A 19580-nucleotide genomic window follows, 5' to 3' on the forward strand; every position below is an offset into this window, starting at 1 on the left:
TGGCTCCGGTCGGGTCAGAAGATCATTCGGGTGTACGGCACGACGAGCATTCCGAGTCGGGCGTATTGTGTCGAGCCACGGGGGTGGCACGGCTTGAGTTTCGCACTGCAGTGCGAGTTCCTTCTTTTGCGTGCCCAAAAGAAGGAACCAAGAAAAGGGCACCCGACACGGCGCCGGCTTGCGCCGGTGCACGCCGATGCTCGCGGCGACGGGATGCGGCCAGAACTCGGGCCGCTTTGGCGGCCCTCAGACAGGCTGGCCGCACCGGCGCAGTGCGCCGGACACCCGTCGCCGCTGCGCGCCTGCGTCGCCGTGTAACGGGACGGAATACAGGCAAACCCACCCGAAACCGGGAGTAACGGGTTTGTATTCCGCCCTTGGGCGCAGCGCCGAGCAGTGGAGGCCGAAAGCGAAAAAGACCGCCGGATGTTTGAGTCGCGCGCAGCGCGGCGAGTTTCCGGCGGTCCGCTTTCGGCCGGAGCCGCGCAGGGGACCGATGCGAAGCATCGGCGCAAGACAGGGTGTCCTTTCCTTTGGTCACTTTCGTTTGGACAAGCAAACGAAAGTGACTCGCGCATCAGCGCGAAACCCCAGCGCGATCGAAGAGCAGCAGGTTCAAGGTTTGTTGCTTTGGCTATTGGCTGGCCGCGCATGCCCGACAATGCGATCAATCGCCCAACACACGCAACCGCGCGCCCTCATCAACGCAAAGCCGGGCCGCTTCCTCGGGATGCACGGCGATGCCGTCTTCTTCCGGCGGCCGGCCGATCCAGCCGGCCCGGAAATCCGCGCAGGCGCCGGTGGTGGCGGCCAGCGTAACCGGCGAGCCCGGGGTGTCGGCCCGGGCATCGATGCGCACCTCGACTTCACGCGAGTGGCGCACGGCGCGCACGTCGTCGAGATAGGCTTCGACAGTCGGGCCGGCGTCGAAGATATCGATATAGCCTTCGAAGCGCAGCCCTTGCGCGTTGAGCATCGCCAGCGCCGGCTTGGTCTGTTCGTGGACCGCGCCGATGCAGTCGCGGGCGGCCTCGGGCAGCATGGCGGTGCAGATCGGGTAGCGCGGCATCAGCTCGCCGATGAACGATTTCTGGCCGAGACCGGTCAGCCGGTCGGCGTCGCGGAAATCGATCGGGAAGAAATGCTGACCGAGCGCCTGCCAGAACGGGTTGACGTCGGCATCGTCGAAGCGCCCGCGCATTTCGGCCAGCACGCGCTCGGGAAAACGCGCGCGATAGGCGGCCATGAACAGCCAGCGCACGCGGGACAATAACGTGCCGTTGCGCTGGCCCTTGCTGCGCCAGGCCGGGCGCAGGTACAGCGAGCAAACCTCGGCGTCGCCGGTGTGATCGGACGACAGGAACAGCGTATCGATCACGCGGTTCAGATCGAGTTGCTTGGAGGCCTGGGCCAGCCGGCCGACACGATAGTTGTAGAACGGTGCGTCCAGTCCGACGCGGGCCTCGATCGCGCAGCAGCCGGCGATCCGGTCGGCGACCGGCGTATCGCCAAGGCTGTCGTCTTCGAGGACGAAAAAATACAGATCGGGGTCCGTGGCCAGGCTGGGATCGTCGGCCGGTTTGTCGAAGGCGGCGCGGGTTTCCGCGATGTGCCGGGCCAGAAAATCGCGATTGTCGGGCAGGGAGGTGAAGCCGGCGCCGGTTTCGATGGCGATGGCATGCAGGGCGTCGAGATCGCCGGTTTCGATCGGGCGAATCAGCATGAGCCGGCCTCCGCGTCCAGCGTGGGCAGGGTGACGGCGAGCACGGCGCGCCCGGTGTCGAGGTGCAGCCGGTCGGCGCGCTCGGGCGCGAGCCGCAGCTGGCCGGTGGCGGTCAATGCGTGCGGTGCGGCGATACAGCGGAACTCGGATGTTTCCTGATTCGCCAGCAGCGCCGAGCCGTGTTCGCCGGGCGCTACGCGATCATCGACCCGAACCGGATGCCAGCGGTTGCCGCGCACCGAATGCAGGCGTTCGAAGGGGGCTTCGAACAACAGGCCGCCGTCGAACAGGTCGATATGGCGCGACGGCGTGAAGCCTTCGTCGCGCAGATCGACCGCCGCCGGACCATGCGCGGCATGGATCGATCCGATGGCGGCGCGCCCGGTTTCGCTCAGCAGCGGTTCGTAGAGCGGAAACGGCGGCATGACCTCGGCGATGAAGCTCTTGGAATGAATGCCGGCGATTTCGTTGATTTCGCCGAAATCGCGCACGAAGAAATGCCGGCCGACCGATTCCCAGAACGGCGAGGCGCCGTTGGCGTCGAGGTGCCCGGGCATGGCCACGGCCAGATTGACCATGAACCGCTCCGGGTGCTGGGCCACGAACAACAGCCGTGCGCGTCGCAACAGGCGCTCGCCCGGCCCGCCGCGATAGGCCGGGTCGATCGAAAAGGCGCAGAGCAGGCTGGATTCCGACAGTTCGTGCGAGAGCGACAGAATCGAGACCTCGCGGCGCACGTCGAGCTGCTGCGAGGCGTGAATCAGCGTCTCGCGACGCCAGGTGTAATAAGCCTCGCGCGCGCCGGCGCGGGCCCGGATGCTGGCCGTGCCGACCACGCGCGGCGACTCGCCGGCGTGGTCTTCCAGCACGAAGGTGTAAACCTCGCTGCCCGGCGAGGCGATCGATTCCTCGAGGGCATGGCGCGAGGCCGCGAGCCGTTCGCCCAGCCGTTCGCGATGGGCCGGAAAGTTGGTGAGCGCGGGCACGGCGTTGGCGGCCAGCGCCATCAACGCTTCGAGATCATCCGGGTGGCCGGGACGAACAATGAGCATGGCCGCCTACGAGATCGCCTCGAGCGTGCCGATGGCCCTGTCCAGCTTGGCCATGCCTTCGCGGATGTCGGCCTCGGGAATGATCAGCGAAGGCGCGAAACGCAGCACGTTCGGCCCGGCGACCAGAAGCATCAGGCCCTCCTTGATCGCGGCGGCCAGCGTCGCCCGACCCTGCTCATGATAGCGCGCGTTGAATTCGGCACCGATCAACAGTCCCTTGCCGCGAATGTCGGCGAAGCAGTCGTATTTCGCGTTGATGCGGTCGAGTTCTTCGCGAAAGATCGCCGCGCGATCCTCGACGCCGGCCAGCACGTCCGGCCGGCCGATGGTTTCGACCGCCGCCAGCGCCACCGCGCAGGCCAGCGGATTGCCGCCGTAGGTGGAGCCATGCGTGCCGACCACGAACACCTCGGCCACCCTGTCGATGGTGAGCATGGCGCCGATCGGGAAACCGCCGCCCAACGCCTTGGCGCTGGTGAGGATGTCGGGCGTCACGCCGTAACCCATGTAGGCGTACAGCTGCCCGGTACGGCCGACGCCGCACTGGACTTCGTCGAAGATCAGCAGGGCGTCGTGCTCGTCAGCCAGCTGGCGCAGCCCGGCCAGGAAATCCGGATCGCCTGGCGTCACGCCGCCTTCGCCCTGCACCGGTTCGACCATGATCGCGCAGGTGTTGTCGTCGACCAGCTCGCGCGCCGATTCCAGGTTGTTGTACTCGCCGTGGACGATGCCGCCCGGCACCGGGCCGAAGCCCTGGGTGTATTTCTCCTGGCCGCCCACCGAGACCGTGAACCAGGTTCGGCCGTGGAACGAACTGCGAAACGAAACGATCTTGTCCTTGTGTTCGCCCGTTGTGTCGTGGGCATAGCGGCGCGCCAGCTTGAGCGCGGCCTCGTTGGCCTCGCCGCCGGAGTTGGCAAAGAACACCTTGTCGGCAAAGGTGGCCTCGACCAGCGTCTTCGCCAGCCGCAACGCCGGCTCATTGGTATAGACATTGGACAGATGCCAGAGCTGCTGGCCCTGCATGGTCAGCGCCTCGACCAGCGCGGGATGGCAATGGCCGAGCCCGTTGACCGCGATGCCACCGGCGAAATCGATGTATTCATCGCCGTTCTGGTCCCACAGCCGGCTGCCTTCGCCGCGCACCGGAATAACGGCCTGCGGATTGTAGTTGGGCAGCATGTAGCGGTCGAAGTCTTCGCGGGAGGGCGTCCAGTCCATGGCTTGATGTCCGGGTGTTCGGGCCAGTGCGTAAGCGCCGTATTGTCGCGCTTTGTCGGTTCCGGGTCACGTCGGTGGTACGAGTTGTCGTATCCCGGGCGTGGTTGCGCGTCGACCGGGCTGTTTGTTTGTCACGTGTTGCGGCCGCAGTCGCCTGAAGTGCGTGCATCATGGGCACGCGGTTTGGGCGCGCAGCCAGCCGTGGCTTCGGCAGGCTGCGCGGTGGTGCGGCCGGCGTCATGCTGGGTCAGCGCTCGCCGACGATTGGCCCGTTGGGGTCGGCCCGTCGACCAGACGTTTCAGCCAGGGCACGAAGCAGGAGACGACGAGCGCGGCGACCAGGGCGGCGATGCCGAGTTTTACGAACAGATGGATATACAGTGGCAGGGATTGCACGGGATCGGTCACACCCTCGGGCACGGAGGCGATACCGGCGACCACGCCGCCCAGATACTGGGCCACGGCCGTGGCCAGGAAATAGGCCCCCATCATGAAACCGCGCAGGCGCTTGGGCACCAGGCGCGCCACCATCGCCAGCCCGAGACCGCTGATGATCAGTTCGGCCAGAGACTGCAGGCCATAGCCGGCAACCATCCACCATGCCGATACCGTGCCGTGGGCGGCATTCAGCCCGCTGGCGGCGAACACGAAGAACGCGCCGCTGGACAGGAACAGGCCGAATGCATACTTCGTCGCGATATTGAAATCGCCCCGGTTCTTGCCCATATGGTTGTAGAACCAGGCCACCAGTGGGCTGAGGATCACGATCCATATCGGGTTGAGGTCCTGGAACTGGGCGGGCAGTACCGGGATGCCCAGCAAGTGATGGGCCACGTTGCGTTTAGCGAACAGGGTCAGCGACGTGCTCATCTGCTGGTAGTAGACGAAGAACACGATGACCACCGCGAACAGAACCAGGCAGGCCGCCAGATGATTGCGTTCCTCGGGCACGCGGATCATCAGATAAGCGAACACGCCGAGCGCGGCTACGCCGAACACGGCCATTATCGCCTGCGCGAGCGCCGTGTACTGAACCACCAGCGATAGCAGGTAGGCGATGACGATCGTGCCGGCGATCACCAGCGCCAGCCGCCCGAACCTGAGCTTCTCGAAGTCTGGTGCCGAACCGTAAGGCTGGAGCTTGCGGCGCATGAATGCGTAGTTGATCAGTCCCGCCGCCAGGCCGATCGCGCTGATGCCGAAGGCCAGATGCCAGCCGTACACATGCGCCACGAGCGGTGTGATCGCGATAGAGATCATCGAGCCGATGTTGATCGACATGTAATAGGTGGTAAACGCTGAATCGAGTTTCGCCTCGTCGCCCTCGTACAGCCTAGAGAGGAGGTTGTTGGGATTGACCTTGAACAGACCGTTGCCGATGGCGATGACCCCCATCGAGATATAGAAGGTCCGGGTCGACGGGATGGCCAGCAGGATGTATCCGAGCATCAGTACGATGGCGCCGTAGGTCATGGTGCGCCGCGTGCCCAGTATCTGGTCGCCGACATAGCCGCCGATCATCGGCATGGCGTAGATCATGGCGACGAACGCGCCCCAGATCAGCTCGGCGCGCTGGTCCGCGAAACCGAGTTGCGTGGTCATGAACAGCACCATCAAGGCGCCCATGCCGTAATAGCCGAAGCGTTCCCACATCTCGATCAGGAACAATACGGCGAATGCCTGTTTCGGGCTGCCTGCGGCTGGCTTCGGCTCATTCGACTGCATGGGGTTCGGTCTCCTTTGGGCGTGAGGGATAGCGGGCTTTGGGCGCGCGATGCGTTGGGCGGGCATAGGAGTCAGCCGCATACGCGTGCCTCATCGGCCAGTGGGTCAGAAGTTGTATCGGGCGAGTACCGACGTGTTGTTGTGCCCCACGGCATGGCCGTCGACGTTTTTTGAGTCATCGAAGTCCTGCTCCACCGCGAGGATCAGGTTCTCGTTAAAGAGTAGCCAGGCCGCGCCAGCGATGTAGCTGACGTTGCGGGCGTCGCTGTTCGCGTCGTCCAGTCGATTCAATCCGCCGTAAAGCTGAATCGTGCCAGGCGCCAGATGCTTGAAGTTGTACTGCGCAATGCATTCGTAGCCGCGCGCCTTTTTGGCGGGGCCGGCGCCGCTGTAGCCGGCGAACTCGCTCTTGCTAACCAGGTTGCGGTATTCGCCGGCATCCGCGCCGAAGTACCAGTTGCCGGGCTGCCAGCTCACGCCGACAAGACCGGCGTTGATGTTGGCATCGTGGGCGGTGTTGTTCCGGTAGCGCTCGATGTTGCTGTGGCTGTAGACGGCGCCGAACGTCAGGTCATCGCTGGCATGCCACTGGATGCCGCCCTGGATCGTGTTCTTTCGCCATGCGCCAAATGTCTCGTGGTCGAAGCCGGTTACCACGCGCTGACCGTCGACCGTGCCGTAATGCAGGATGCGCGTCTGATAACGCTGGTCGCGGCTGGTCTGATACAGCAGGCCGATCGACCAGTTGCCGAGGCGGTCGCGGTAGGACACCGAGCGCGCCGGCCGCCCAGTGCCATCGAAACTGCTGTCGCCTTCGCCGTTGAAACTGCCCTGGGCGGCCGTGCCGTTGATCCAGAAGTAATCGGTGAAGATACCGACCATGGAATAGAACAGCGAATATTGTTTGCCGAGCAATAGCGTGCCGTAACGGTCGTTGGTCAGTCCGACATATTGCTGGCGCTTGAAATGATGGTCGTCGCCATCCTGGAAGAAAGGGTCGAAGCCCCAGCTGCTCATGCCGACGGCAGTCCAGCCGTCTACGAGATTGTGTTCCACAATCACGCGAGCGCGGCTGCCGGCATTGTGCGGTATGTGGTCGTCGTGATCCGTGTCTTTGCCGAAACGACTGTAGGCGCTCAGCCGGCCGCTGAAGATCAGCCGGTTTTCCGGCGAGCTGTAGAGTGTGAACGCACTTGCCGACTGTGCCAGCAGTATTAAATTAAAAGTGCTAAGGAAAGTAAACTTTACGATAATCTTCATTATTGTCATATCCCCCATGTTACTCGGGGCCTCCGAGCCCGTTGCCACCGGTCTCTCGTGTGACCGGATACCGGGCTTACGGACCCGGCGATACCGAAGCCGCTGACTCGCTTTTAGGCGAATTGGGCCGGCCCGCTTCTTTCCCGTTACCATATGTTTTTGAAGACTTAGACTGCGATTTGCGTGCCTGTGTAAATCCTCCGGGGCCGAACAGCGGTGAGGTCTGCTTGCCGATCTCCAGATAGAGAGGCGGATTGACCGGCGGCGCCGTCACGGCATCGTATTTTGCACAACCAAAAAAAGTAATCGGTATACAGAAAAAATGGCGATTGTAAGAATTTTTAGTATCTTTTTTTGCATGAAATATACCCCAAAGTCATCGTGGAATATGGATTATACAATCGGATTGAGATAGGCAATATTTTTATCTACTGCTTTAGTAGAAATAAGTGATATCTATCTGGTCATATTTGAAAAATGCATAATGCATGGATGTGGGCGTGATGCGAATCCGAGCCGCGTCGGGGCGGTTGGCTGGCTTGCTGCGTGGAGGAATGCATTGAGATCGGCGATGCCGCGGCGTCTGTAGCGATCACATACGGGCCCGCGCCGACCGTTGGTCCGGGGCAAGACAGCGTTTGTCTATTCGGGCCGCGGCAAACCCGCCCATGCGACAACAGGCCCTGGCGGGCCCGTCGATTGGCGCTGCATGGCGTCTATCGGCTTGTCTTTCCGGCGTCCTCTACAATCCAGAATAAGACCAATTGGTATTTTACTGGTATTCGATAGGGCTTATATTGGTGTGTAACCGTTGCCTGGAATACGCGCCATGGATCCTCGCCTTTCCCGAATCATGCTCGATGCCGGTATCGCGACGCCGCTGTATCACCAGCTCGCGCGGCAACTCGGCGACGCGATCGAGGCGGGCCGCTGGCAGGCGGGCGAGGCGCTGCCATCCGAGCGGGCGCTGGCCGATGTGCTCCATATTTCGCGCATCACCGCGCGCAAGGCGCTCGAACAGTTGGCGCAGCGCGGCTTGATCCGACGCACGCACGGCTCGGGCACATTCATCGCCCCGCGGTTCAACGAGCCGCTGACCCGGCTCGCCAGTTTCACGGAACTGCTGACCCAGCGCGGCTTCACGCCGAGCTCGCGCTGGTTGTCGCGGCGGATCGATTCGCCGACCAGCGAAGAAGCGTTTCGCCTGGGATTGCACAGCAACGCGCGTGTCGCGCGGCTGAAACGTCTCCGCCTGGCTGACGATGTGGTCATGGCGGTGGAGGAAAGTTGTCTGCCCGAGGCGGTTTTGCCCGAACCGGAAGCGGTCGAGACGTCGCTGTACAAGACGCTCGAGGATCTGGGCCGGCCGATCATGCGGGCGTTGCAGCACATCACGGCGGTCAACGCCGACGCCGAAACCGCGGCACTGGTGTCGGTGCCCGAAGGCGAGGCGCTGCTTGAGGTCACCCGGTCGAGCTATCTGGCAGATGGCTCGCCGGCCGAACTGAGCGTGAGCTACTGCCGTACCCATTACTACGACTTCATGGTCGAGCTGCATCGGCGCCCGGCATCCGGTTGAACGGACGGACGCACTCGCGGCGGGCGGCGGATTGTCATCGGCGTCGGGCGTTGCGGCCCGGCGGCTGCGAACACCGCGTCACAACAGAACGCGGACACCAACCGAAGCGGCGACGCTTCGTTCTCGGAGGAGAGCCACATGACGGTAACGACACAGGAATCATTCTCGCCGGCACGCCTGCCGGCCATGGCCTGGCTGGCGATCGCCATCGCCGCGCTCGGCGGCATTTTGTACGGCTACGACATCGGCATCATCGCCGGCGCGCTGGTGTTCATGAAGGGCGCGCTGTCGCTGTCGGGCTCGGAAATGTCATTGATCGTGGCGGCGGTGCTCGGCGGCGGTTCGCTGGCCACCCTCATCGGCGGGCCGATCGCCGACGCGATCGGGCGCAAGGCCACGCTGCTGATCTCGGGCGTGGTATTCGCGATCGGCGTGATCGTGACCGCCATGGCGGCCGGCTATGCCGGCGCGCTCGGCGGCCGGTTGATCCAGGGCATCGGCGTGGGTCTGGTAACCATCGTGGTGCCGCTGTATCTGGTCGAGGTCATGCCGCCGGCGGTGCGCGGGCGCAGCGTGACGCTGTTCCAGCTGTTTCTGACCTTCGGCATTCTGGCCGGTTATCTGGTCGGTTATTTCTTCAATGCCAGTGGCGACTGGCGGGCCATGTTCATCACCGCGCTGGCGCCGGCCGTGGCCTTCGTGTTGCTCGGCCTCGCGCTGCCGAAATCGCCGCGCTGGCTGATCAAGAAAGGCCGGCCGAGCGAAGCGCGCGCCGCGCTCGCCCGCACGCACAGTGCCGACGAGACCGAATCCACATTCAACGAACTGGCCGCGCAGACCGATGAAGAAGGCGTGGCCGCGCGCTGGTCCCTGTTGTTGGCGCCGGGCTATCGTCGCGCTTTCTTTCTGGCCCTGGCGATCGGTCTGCTCAACCAGCTCACGGGTATCAACACCCTGCTGCAGTTCAATACCGTGATCCTCGATCAGTCGGGCCTGTCCGGCGGCGCGACGGCGGTACTCGGTAGCGTGACGGTCGGGCTGACCAATTTCGTGGTCACCATCATCGGCCTGATGCTGATCGATCGCGTCGGCCGACGCCCGCTGCTGGTGCTTGGCACGGCCGGGGCGACCGTGGCGCTGGCGTTCATGGCGCTCATCCATTTGCTGACTACGGCCTCCGCGTTCCAGGGCTATGCCACGCTGGCCGGGCTGATCGGTTTCGTCATCTTTTTCGCCATCGGCCCGGGTATCGTGGTGTGGCTGGCGATTTCCGAAGTGCTGCCGCTGGCGATCCGCGCCAAGGGCATGGCGGTGGCGCTGTTCGCCAATTCGCTGATGTCGGCGATCCTGGCCGCGGTGTTCATGGATATCGTCTCGGTGGCCGGCTATGCCGGGGCCTTCGGCTTGCTCGCAATCGCCGTATTCGTCTACATGCTGGTGGCGATCTTCCCGCTGCCGGAGACCAAGGGGCGCAAACTGGAAGAGATCGAAACCCATTTTCTGGGAGAAGCGCATGGCTGATCGCGAGCCGCGCGTGTTCATCGGCGTCGACGGTGGCGCGAGCAAGACGCGGGTCGTCGCGCTCGACGCCGCGGGGCAGGTGCTGGGCACCGCCAACGGCGCCGCTGCCACCCTGAACGGGCGCGCCGATACGAGCTGGGCGACCATTGTCGAGACGATTCGCGCCATCGATGCGCTGGTCGGCCTCGATCTGCTTGCGGCGAGCGTGGTCGTCGGCATCGCCGGCACCGAGATCGCGCCGGCGTATCGTGCCTTCGTGGCGGCAGCACCCGCCTGCGGCGCGCTCGAGGTGGTCTCGGATGCGCATATCGCCTGTGCCGGCGCGCATGACGGCGGCAACGGCGCGATCGTGTCGGTCGGTACCGGGGTGGTTGGTTTCTGTCGCGACGGCGAGACCACGGCGCGCGCCGGGGGCTGGGGGTTTCCGCACGACGATCGTGGTTCCGGTGCCTGGCTTGGCATGGAGGCGGTCGGCCATGCGCTGGCCGCTGCCGACAAGCGTTGCCCACATGATCGCTTGGCCGATCGGCTGCTGGCCGATTTCGACCACGATCCCGGCGCGCTCGCCGGCTGGGCGTGTAGCGCGCAGGCAGGCGATTTCGCCGGCTACGCACGCGCCGTGGTGGAGCTGGCGGACCGGGGCGAGGCCAGCGCGGAGGCATTGCTCGAGGCGGCCGGGCGGCATGTGTCGGCGGTGGCGCGCGCGCTCATCGGTGAGCGTCGCGATCTCCTGCTGGCACTCACCGGCGGCCTGGCCGCGATCATCGCGCCGCGGCTCGATGCCGATCTGCAGGCGCGATCCACGCGGCCCGTTCACGACGGCGCGCACGGGGCCGCGCTGATGGCCCGTCATGCTTTCACCCCTTCACCGGAGACCGGTTCATGAGCTCGACCACTCTCATGCGGCGCGAGATGCGCGAAACCCCCGAGCGTCTGGCCGATCAATGGGCCGCCAATCGCGACGCGATCATGGCGATCGCCGCCGATCTGGCCGCGCGCCCGAATGCGCCCTGGTGGGTCACGGCCCGCGGCAGTTCTTCGCACGCCGGGGCGTTCTTCGCCGCGGCCGCCGGGCTGGGTGCCGGCCGCGTGGTCGGCGAGATCACGCCCAGCCTGTTCACCGTCTACGGCCGGAAACCCATGCTGGCCGGCGCGGTGGTAATGGCGATCTCGCAGTCCGGCGCGGGCTCGGACATCAACGCCGTGATGGATGCCGCCAACACGACCGGCGCGCTCACGCTCGCGCTGACCAACGACCCGGAATCCCGGCTTGCCGCCACGGCGGCCCATACCCTCGATCTGGCCATGGGGCCCGAGAAGGCCGTGGCCGCGACCAAGACCTATCTCGGCACACTGGCCGCCGCCGCGCGGCTGGTGGCCACGGTCGCCGACGATCAGGAACTGGAGGCCGCGCTCGAGCGCCTGCCGGCCACACTCGCCCACCGGCGCGACAAGCAGGCCCCGCTGGATGCATCGGCGCTCGCCGCCTTCGATTCGGCCGGCTTCGTGCTCGGGCGCGGGGTGAGCCTCGGCATCGCGCGCGAGGTCGCGCTCAAGTTCAAGGAAGTGTGCGTGACGCCGGCCGAGGCGTTTTCGGCCGCCGAGTTCATTCACGGCCCGCTGACGCTGGTCGGGCGCAGCACGCCGGTGCTCATCATCTGCCTGGACGACGCCACGCGACCCGGGCTGATCGACACCGCGCATCGGCTGGCCGAGCTGGCGGCCAACGTCACGCTGGTCGGCCCGGATCTGGATGGCGTGCCCGCGGCCGAGCATCTGTCGGTCGTGAGCCGTCCGGCCACCGGTAATGTGTATACCGATGCCATCGCGATGGCGTTCGACTGCTACGGCGCGTTGGAGGCCCGGGCGGTGGCGCTCGGTTACGACCCCGATCAGCCGCCCAATGTCCGCAAGGTCACGAGTACGTATTGATGCGTTCATCCGATAACGAGGATCAGCGCGTGTGGCAGTTGCGCGGGGCTCGGGTCCATGGCGGGGCAACGGAGCCGCAGGCGATCACCATCGCCGGCACGCGCATCTCTGCGCCTGACTCGGACGCGCCCGCGATCGATCTGCCGGCCGACTGGCATGTCGTGCCCGGCTTTATCGACGCCCATATCCACGGCGCGATGGGTGCCGATGTGATGGACGGCGATGCCGACGGGCTGGCCCGTATCGCGGACTATCTGCCGGCCGAGGGCACGACCGCGTTTCTGGCCACCACCATGACCGGGCCGGCGGCCGCGATCGAAGCCGCACTTGGCGTGACGGCGCATTTCGAAGCAGCGCCCGGCGCCGCCGAGATGCTCGGCGTGCATCTGGAAGGCCCGTTCGTGGATCGCAACAAGGCCGGTGCCCAGCCGGTCGATCACATTATCGCCCCGGATATCAGCCTGTTCGATCGTTGGCAGGCGGCCGCGGGCGGGTGTATCCGCGTGGTCACGCTGGCGCCGGAACAACCCGGCGGCGAAGCGCTCGTCGCGCATCTGGGCCGCCACGGCGTGCGCGCCTCGATCGGCCATTCCAGTTGCAGCGCGGCGCAAGCCGAGGCCGCGATCGCGGCCGGGGCGAACCGCGGCACGCATTTGTTCAATGCGATGAACGGGTTGCACCACCGCGAACCGGGTGCGGCGTGCGCACTGCTGACGGATCCGGCCGCGCGCAGCGAGATCATCGCCGACGGGCTGCATGTGACGCCGGCCATGGTGAAGCTCGCCTATCGCGCCGCCGGCCGCGACCGGCTCATGGCGATCACCGATGCCATGCGCGCCAAGGGCCTCGGCGACGGCGAATATGAGCTGGGCGGGCAGGCAGTGACGGTCGCCAATGGCCAGGCGCGGCTCGCGAATGGAACACTGGCCGGCAGCGTGCTCACCTTTGATGCCGCGTTCCGCAATCTGCTCGATTTCACCGGTTGCGAGCTGGCCGACGCCATCGCGATGAGCAGTACGAACGTCGCCCACGATCTGGATGTTGCCGATCGCAAGGGATCACTGGCCGAAGGCTTCGATGCCGATCTGGTGGTGCTGGATGCCGAGCTTCGTGTCCGGCTGACCGTATGCCGGGGTCAGGTGGCGCATGATCCGGAGCGGCGCATCATCGGATAGCCGCAGGGCGGCTTTCGGCTGCCGGAATCTTGGACGATCAGGCATGGATGAGATCGAATCGAGCGGCCATCAATCGCGTGATGGCTGCATACTGAAGTGATCGCTGTGCCATTTCTCTCAAGAGGTTCGCAATGCGTTACAACAAACTGGGCAACACCGGCCTGTTCGTCTCCGAGCTTTGTCTCGGCACCATGACCTTCGGCGGCCAGGGCGAGCTGTGGAGCCAGATCGGCGATCTGCAGCAGTCGGATGCCGAAAAACTGGTCGGCCGGGCGCTGGATGCCGGCATCAACTTCATCGATACCGCCGATGTTTATTCCGAGGGCCAGTCGGAGATCATCACCGGCCAGGCGCTGAAGAATCTCGGCGTGCAGCGTGACGAGGTGGTGGTCGCCACCAAGGTGTTCGGCCCGACCCAGAGCAGCGGGCGGGCCGCCAGCCGGGCCAATACGCAGGGGGCATCGCGCTATCACATCATGGAAGGCGTCAAGGCCAGCCTGAAGCGGCTGCAGCTCGATCATATCGATCTGTATCAGATCCATGGTTTCGATCCGGCCACGCCGATCGAGGAAACCGTGCGCGCGCTGCATACGCTGGTCGAGCAAGGCCATGTGCGCTATGTCGGCGTATCCAACTGGGCCGCCTGGCAGATCGTCAAGGCACTCGGCATCGCCGAACGCCAGGGCTGGAACCGCTTCGAATCGCTGCAGGCGTACTACACGCTGGCCGGGCGCGATCTGGAGCGCGAGCTGGCGCCGATGCTGGAAAGCGAGAATCTGGGGCTGATGGTGTGGAGCCCGCTGGCCGGCGGTCTGCTCAGCGGCAAGTACGATCGCGAGTCCGACGGCGAAGCCGGCAGCCGCCGCACGACCTTCGATTTTCCGCCGGTCGATCGCGAGCGCGGCTTCGATTGCATCGATGTCATGCGCGACATCGCCGACGCCAAGGGTGTCTCGGTGGCCCGCATCGCGCTGGCCTGGTTGCTGCATCAGCCGGTGGTGAGCAGCGTGATCATCGGCGCCAAGCGGCCCGACCAGCTCGACGACAATATCGGCGCCACGGAAGTCGAGTTGTCCGATGCCGAACTCGCGCGCCTGGACGAAGTCAGTGCGCTGCCGGCCGAATATCCGGGCTGGATGCTCGAGCGTCAGGGCACGATACGCCGCCAGCAACGGGCCGAGTCGAACAACCGCTGATCGACTCGCCCGGAGCCGCGCCTTGTTCGTGGTCTGCGGCCCGGCTAATGTTGGCTAAAGTCCGCTGGACGTCGACTATGGCTTTCATTCCGGAACTCATCACACTTGGCACCGTCCTGCTCCTGGGCTGCATCAGCCCGGGGCCGGATTTCGTGGCGGTCACGTCGCATTCTCTGGCCGATCGGCGTTCCGGGCTGCGCATCGCCTGCGGGATCGCGGCGGCGATTACGTTATGGGCCGCGTTGAGCGTGGCCGGGCTGGCCTTTGTGTTGTCGCGCGTTGCCGTGCTGTACGAGGGCGTGCGGCTGGCCGGTGCGGCATTCCTGGTGTATCTGGGTATCCGCATCCTGGTTTCGACCTGGCGCGGTGGGCCGGCAGCGACGGCGCCGATGCGTGTCGCCACCAAGTACGGGTCGTTCAAGCGCGGTTTTCTGATCGGTATTACCAATCCGAAGTCGGCGGTTTTCTTCAGTAGTTTGTTCGCCACCATTCTGCCGGCTCACGCACCGGACTGGGTGTACGGCGCCACCATCGCGCTGGCGGCCGGCACGGCCTTCGGTTGGTTCATCGTGCTTGCATTGGCATTTTCTATGGGGCGTATACAGCGGCTCTACGTCAAGGCCCGGCGCGGCATCGATACGGTCATGGGCGCGTTGCTCACGGCGCTGGGTCTGCGGTTGGCGCTGGTGCGCTAGCGAGACCTCCTCGTGCGGGGCCGCGCCAAGCGCTGTTTTGCGTAGAGCGACCACGCCACGTTCGCCGCGCCCCCGGCCCGGCCTGGCCTATCAGGCCATCACCTGTGCTACTTTGCAGCGGCTCCGGGACAGGTCCATGGTGCGATGCATCGGGATCTATGCGTCATGGTCTGAGCCGCCGGGGTTCGCGCCGGCTCCGGCTACAAGGCGCGGCCTGTCGGCGAGCGCACGAGCGGCGCGATAAGCGATGGTGTCCGTGTTCTCGCCTGGGCGGCGCCCGGATTCGGCGCCGTCTGCTGGCGTCGCGCTGATGCGGCGATCCGGCCCGGTCAGGCGCCCTGGGTCGTGTCGGCACCGGCGATCACATCCCGCTCCACCAGGTCGGTCAGTGTCGCGTCGTCCAGTGCCAGGCGTTCGCGCAGGATCGTGAAGGTGTCCTGGCCGAGGATCGGCGGCGCACGGTCGGCGTTGAGTCGCTGATCATCGAACCGGATCGGATTACCGACCAGCGACACGTCGCGACCGCTGGCATGGCGCCGCTGGATCTGCATCTCCCGGGCTTGAGTCTGCGGGTCGTCAAAGACCTGCGCGAGCGTGTTGATCGGCCCTGACGGCACGCCCGCGGTTTCCAGTCGCTTCAGCCATTCGCCGCGTGGCGCGGTGCGCAAGTGCCCGGACAGAATCGGCACGAGTGTATCGCGACAGGCCACGCGCTCGGCGTTGGTTGCAAAGCGCGGGTCTTCTGCCAGTTCCTCCGCGCCGAGCACAGCGCACAGGCGCGCGAACTGATCATCGTTGCCCACCGCAATCACCATCGGTTCGTCGGCGGTGGGAAAGACCTGGTACGGCACGATGCTGGGGTGGGCATTGCCGAGCCGCGGCGGGTTTGCCCCCGTGGTGAGATAGGCCAGCGCCTGATTGGCCATGACGCCGATCTGGACATCAAACAGCGCCATATCGATATGCGTGCCCGTGCCCGTCGTGCGTCGCTGGTGCAGGGCCGCGAGAATGGCGTTGGCACTGTACAGGCCGGTGAAGACGTCGGCGAAGGCCACGCCGGCCTTCATGGGCTCGCCATCGGGTTCGCCGGTCACACTCATCAGCCCGCCCATCGCCTGGATCAGGAAGTCGTAGCCGGCACGCGATGCGTACGGTCCGGTCTGGCCGAAGCCGGAAACCGAGCAGTAGATCAACGACGGATTGATCTCGCGCAATGATTGATAATCGAGCCCATATCCGGCCAGCCTGCCGACCTTGAAATTCTCGACCAGTACGTCGCTATCGGCGGCCAGCCGGCGCACCAGATCCCGGCCTTCGGGCCGCGAGAAATCCACGCAGACGGAATGCTTGCCCCGGTTGGCCGACAGGAAATAAGACGATTCATCGGTGCCGTACAGCCAGGGTGGCGCCCAGTGGCGGGTGTCGTCGCCGCGGCCCGGGCGTTCGATCTTGACCACGTCGGCGCCCATGTCGGCCAGTTGCTGCGTGCACCAGGGCCCGGCCAGCACGCGCGATAGATCGAGCACGCGAATCCCTGCGAGCGGGCGGTGGGATGATTGATCGGTCATGGTTTAGTGGACTGCCTGGATGTCGGTCTGGGCCCGGCCGAGAATCAGCGCATGCACGTCGTGGGTGCCGTGATGAGTGTTCCGCTTTCGGGATTGTGCATAGGATGCATCATGATGCCGTACTCGATCAGGGTACCGTTTCCGCCGTGCATGCCGCGGGCGCTGCGGGCGATATCCAACGCCTTTGCGCAATCACCGCGCGGCCGGCCATACCGTCGGGGTTGGAGCCGGCCTCGGGCTCGGCCAACCCGAAACCACCGACGAACTCGCCGCGGGCGCGCCTGGGCAGAGAGCGCTGTTTCCGCGCTTCGCTGCCAAAGACCCTGATCGGAGACAGCGCCAACAATGCCCTCATGCACGCTATAGCGCGGCGCTTTAAGAACACGAAATCCGCGGGTGTTTGCCCGGCCCAGCGCGCGAAGGTCTCGGGTTTCGGGGGCGGCAGAAAGTGCCCTTGATCTCGATCGCGCGCAAGCGGCGAGCGGCATGGGCGAGTTCGTTTTCCTGTGTCGGTTCGTTTGGATAAACGGCGCCGCGCCGAGGGTTATAGGTCCGGCCGCCGATGCCGCGGCGGATACGGTCGCATCGCGTTGCGATCGGGGATCGAGATGAGAACGGCGGATCGGCGAACGGGCATCGGATATTAGCCGTTCGGATCGAGGCGGCGTTTGTCCCGAAACGTTCCCAGCCGCGTGAAACCCGTCCGGCACGCTGTTCGCGCCTTGACCGCGGGCCCCGCCACGCCAAGCGGCGCCTGTCGCTGGCACGTCACGACCGGCGGCGCGCGCCTTGTCTCAACGGATTTGCGGTCTCCAACGCGGCACATGTACGAAACGGCAATCGCCCCTAAAGACCGGCCGCAAGTCGCCGTTAATCCGATCGCTGTCCGACGCTTTCACCGAGGTTCTGATGCGACATTCTCTACGCGCCCGTATTCTGGCGATCTGCATCGCGATCATTGTGTTGTCGCTGGTCGTGATCGGCGCGGCCACCTGGCGCGTGATGAACGCCTACAACAACCAGAGCATTGCCGCTAATCTCAAGTCGATCGCCACCGGCCACGTCATGGCGATTGCGCAATGGAGTGCGACCGAGAAGCGGCTGGTGTCATCGATCGGCCAGCGCGCGCTCCAGCCGGACGCGGCCTCGTCGATGGCTCTGATCGAAAAAGCCAGCCAGTTCTCCATGGTGTACGCGGGATATCCGGACGAGCGGTTCGTCTCGGGCAGCAACTGGACCCCGCCGCCGGGTTTTCAGCCCACGCAGCGGATCTGGTACGAACAGGCGGCCAAGGCCGGGCATACCGTGGCGACCAAGCCGTACATGGATGCGGCCACCCATAAACTGGCCGTGCCATTCGCCACGCCGGTAATGAAAGATGGGCAGCTGGCGGCGGTGGTGGCGGGTGATATGCCGCTCGATCGGGTGGTCGCCAACGTCAAGGCGATCAAGCCGACGCAGCATAGCTATGCCTTCCTGGTCGATGGCCACGGCACCGTGATCGCTCACCCCGATACTGCGCTCGCGTTGAAGCCCGCGACCAAGATCGATCCCAGACTGACCCCGCAGTGGCTCCATCAGGCGGCGTCCAGCGGGCAAGTGCGCCGGGTCAGTCTCGACGGTGTGAAGGAGCGGGTGCTCGCAGAGGCCATCCCGAATACGGACTGGACGCTGGTGATCGCGATGAATCAGCGCGAGGCGCTGGCTGGCTTGCACAGCGCGGGCCAGACGATGCTGATCGCGCTGCTGATCACGGCCGTGCTGGCCGCCGCCATTCTCTGGCTGGCTCTAAAGCCGAGCTTCCGGCGGCTGGCGGGTGTCCGCGACGCGCTCGACGACATCGCCTCCGGAGAGGGCGATCTGTCGCGCCGCCTGCCGGTGCGGGGCCGCGATGAGATCGCCGGTATTGCCGGCGCATTCAACGCCTTCGTCGAACGCATCAACGATGTCCTGCTGCATGTCCGCGGCACCAGCGAATCGGTGCGTACGGCCTCGGATGAAATAAGCCAGGGCAGCCAGGATCTGTCGCAGCGAACCGAAGAAACCGCCGCCCAGCTGGAACAGTCGGCCGCGGCGGTCGAGCAGCTCACGGGGACGGTGGAACATTCCGCCGCCTCGTCGCGCCAGGCCAGCGAGGTCGCCAGCGAAGCCGCCGAAACGGCACGCCAGGGCGGGCAGCGCATGCAGGCGGTCAACGGCGCGATGCAGCGCATGCAGGATTCGAGCAAGAAGATCGAGGGCATTCTGGAGATGATCGACACGATCGCCTTCCAGACCAACCTGCTTGCCCTGAATGCCTCGGTCGAGGCCGCCCGCGCCGGCGAACATGGCCGTGGATTCGCCGTGGTCGCCGAAGAAGTGCGTGGTCTGGCGAACCGCAGCACGGAAGCCGCCAGCGAGATCAAGACGCTGATCGCCGACGCCAGCCAGCAGACCGACATCGGGGTGGTCGAGGTGGAGGCCGCCGATAGCGCCATGCAGGGCATCGTGCAACGAATCGAGCAGGTCAGCACCATGCTCGTCGAGCTCACGAGCGCTGCCGCCGAGCAGGCAACCGGCATCGGGCAGGTGAGCCAGTCGGTTTCGCAGCTCGAGGGCATGACGCAGCAGAACGCCGCCCTGGTGGAACAGTCGGCGGCCGCGAGTGAGGCGCTGCACCAGCAGGCCAGGGAGCTGGCGGATACGGTCGCAGCCTTCCGCCTGCGCGAAGCCGACGCCGGGCACGCGAGGTTGGACGTCGGTGCCCTGCCGGCGCGCGGCGAGGTCTCGGGGTGGGGTGAATCCGAGGCCGCGGTGTCGTCATAGCCGGGCGGCCCTCCGGGGCCGTGACGATGCGATCGAAGTGGCCGCCAGGCGCTGCAGGCATGCGTTGCGGGCGCATCCGGCGCGGCCTGGCCGGTTGCGCGTCGGCCGGGCGCCGTCTGCCGCCATTG

General features: G+C 65.5%; 14 protein-coding genes and 1 pseudogene. 8 read left to right on the top strand and 7 right to left on the bottom strand.

Translation table 11 applies throughout. The features are described from left to right. Positions 1-667: 667 nt before the first annotated feature. The 5 genes from ACS8Y6_RS01165 to ACS8Y6_RS01185 all read right to left on the bottom strand — a co-directional run bounded on the left by ACS8Y6_RS01165 (position 668) and on the right by ACS8Y6_RS01185 (position 6981). A complete protein-coding gene (locus ACS8Y6_RS01165) occupies positions 668-1723 on the bottom strand; it encodes an arginine N-succinyltransferase (protein ID WP_440854831.1) in 1056 nt (351 codons plus the stop codon). After that, the gene (locus ACS8Y6_RS01170) at positions 1717-2775 is read right to left on the bottom strand and encodes an arginine N-succinyltransferase (protein WP_440854832.1); all 1059 of its coding nucleotides are present in this window, start codon (positions 2773-2775) and stop codon (positions 1717-1719) included. The genes ACS8Y6_RS01165 and ACS8Y6_RS01170 overlap by 7 nt, the downstream gene beginning before the upstream one ends. Positions 2776-2781: 6 nt before the next feature. Further along, a complete protein-coding gene (locus ACS8Y6_RS01175; RefSeq protein WP_440854833.1) occupies positions 2782-3996 on the bottom strand; it encodes an acetylornithine/succinyldiaminopimelate transaminase in 1215 nt (404 codons plus the stop codon). 237 nt (positions 3997-4233) lie between these two features. Further along, positions 4234-5721, bottom strand: a complete 1488-nt coding sequence (locus ACS8Y6_RS01180) for a peptide MFS transporter (RefSeq protein WP_440848597.1) — start codon at positions 5719-5721, stop codon at positions 4234-4236. 105 nt (positions 5722-5826) lie between these two features. After that, positions 5827-6981, bottom strand: a complete 1155-nt coding sequence (locus ACS8Y6_RS01185) for a porin (RefSeq protein ID WP_440854834.1) — start codon at positions 6979-6981, stop codon at positions 5827-5829. Positions 6982-7810: 829 nt separating this feature from the next. Between ACS8Y6_RS01185 and ACS8Y6_RS01190 the strand changes: the two genes are divergently transcribed. The 7 genes from ACS8Y6_RS01190 (at position 7811) to ACS8Y6_RS01220 (ending at position 15079) form a co-directional block, all read left to right on the top strand. Then, positions 7811-8560 (top strand): GntR family transcriptional regulator, encoded by a 750-nt coding sequence (locus ACS8Y6_RS01190; RefSeq protein WP_440848594.1) that lies wholly within the window; start codon positions 7811-7813, stop codon positions 8558-8560. Between the two features lie 36 nt (positions 8561-8596). Next, on the top strand, positions 8597-10081 hold the full coding sequence (locus ACS8Y6_RS01195) for a sugar porter family MFS transporter (protein ID WP_440854936.1): 1485 nt from the start codon (positions 8597-8599) through the stop codon (positions 10079-10081). Next, the gene (locus ACS8Y6_RS01200; protein ID WP_440854835.1) at positions 10074-10967 is read left to right on the top strand and encodes a BadF/BadG/BcrA/BcrD ATPase family protein; all 894 of its coding nucleotides are present in this window, start codon (positions 10074-10076) and stop codon (positions 10965-10967) included. The genes ACS8Y6_RS01195 and ACS8Y6_RS01200 overlap by 8 nt, the downstream gene beginning before the upstream one ends. After that, positions 10964-12013 (top strand): SIS domain-containing protein, encoded by a 1050-nt coding sequence (locus ACS8Y6_RS01205; protein ID WP_440848592.1) that lies wholly within the window; start codon positions 10964-10966, stop codon positions 12011-12013. The genes ACS8Y6_RS01200 and ACS8Y6_RS01205 overlap by 4 nt, the downstream gene beginning before the upstream one ends. Next, positions 12013-13188 (top strand): N-acetylglucosamine-6-phosphate deacetylase, encoded by a 1176-nt coding sequence (gene nagA / locus ACS8Y6_RS01210; RefSeq protein WP_440854836.1) that lies wholly within the window; start codon positions 12013-12015, stop codon positions 13186-13188. Before ACS8Y6_RS01205 ends, nagA begins: the two co-directional genes overlap by 1 nt. A gap of 131 nt (positions 13189-13319) precedes the next feature. Further along, entirely contained in the window at positions 13320-14384 is a 1065-nt protein-coding gene (locus tag ACS8Y6_RS01215) for an aldo/keto reductase (RefSeq protein ID WP_440848590.1), read from the top strand. A gap of 77 nt (positions 14385-14461) precedes the next feature. Beyond that, positions 14462-15079: a LysE family translocator gene (locus ACS8Y6_RS01220; protein WP_440848589.1), complete on the top strand. Its 618-nt coding sequence runs from the start codon at positions 14462-14464 to the stop codon at positions 15077-15079. A gap of 329 nt (positions 15080-15408) precedes the next feature. On the opposite strand, the gene ACS8Y6_RS01225 is transcribed toward ACS8Y6_RS01220, so the two are convergent. Together ACS8Y6_RS01225 and ACS8Y6_RS01230 are read right to left on the bottom strand one after the other, a co-directional pair. Next, positions 15409-16647 (bottom strand): CaiB/BaiF CoA transferase family protein, encoded by a 1239-nt coding sequence (locus tag ACS8Y6_RS01225; protein WP_440848588.1) that lies wholly within the window; start codon positions 16645-16647, stop codon positions 15409-15411. 3 nt (positions 16648-16650) lie between these two features. Further along, positions 16651-16898: pseudogene (locus tag ACS8Y6_RS01230) on the bottom strand (acyl-CoA dehydrogenase); the annotation flags it as partial. A 658-nt stretch (positions 16899-17556) separates the two neighbouring features. On the opposite strand from ACS8Y6_RS01230, the gene ACS8Y6_RS01235 reads away from it, so the two are divergent. Further along, on the top strand, positions 17557-19452 hold the full coding sequence (locus tag ACS8Y6_RS01235; protein WP_440854837.1) for a methyl-accepting chemotaxis protein: 1896 nt from the start codon (positions 17557-17559) through the stop codon (positions 19450-19452). Positions 19453-19580 lie beyond the last annotated feature (128 nt).

The organism is Salinisphaera sp. RV14, assembly GCF_052044135.1.
GTDB lineage: Bacteria > Pseudomonadota > Gammaproteobacteria > Nevskiales > Salinisphaeraceae > Salinisphaera.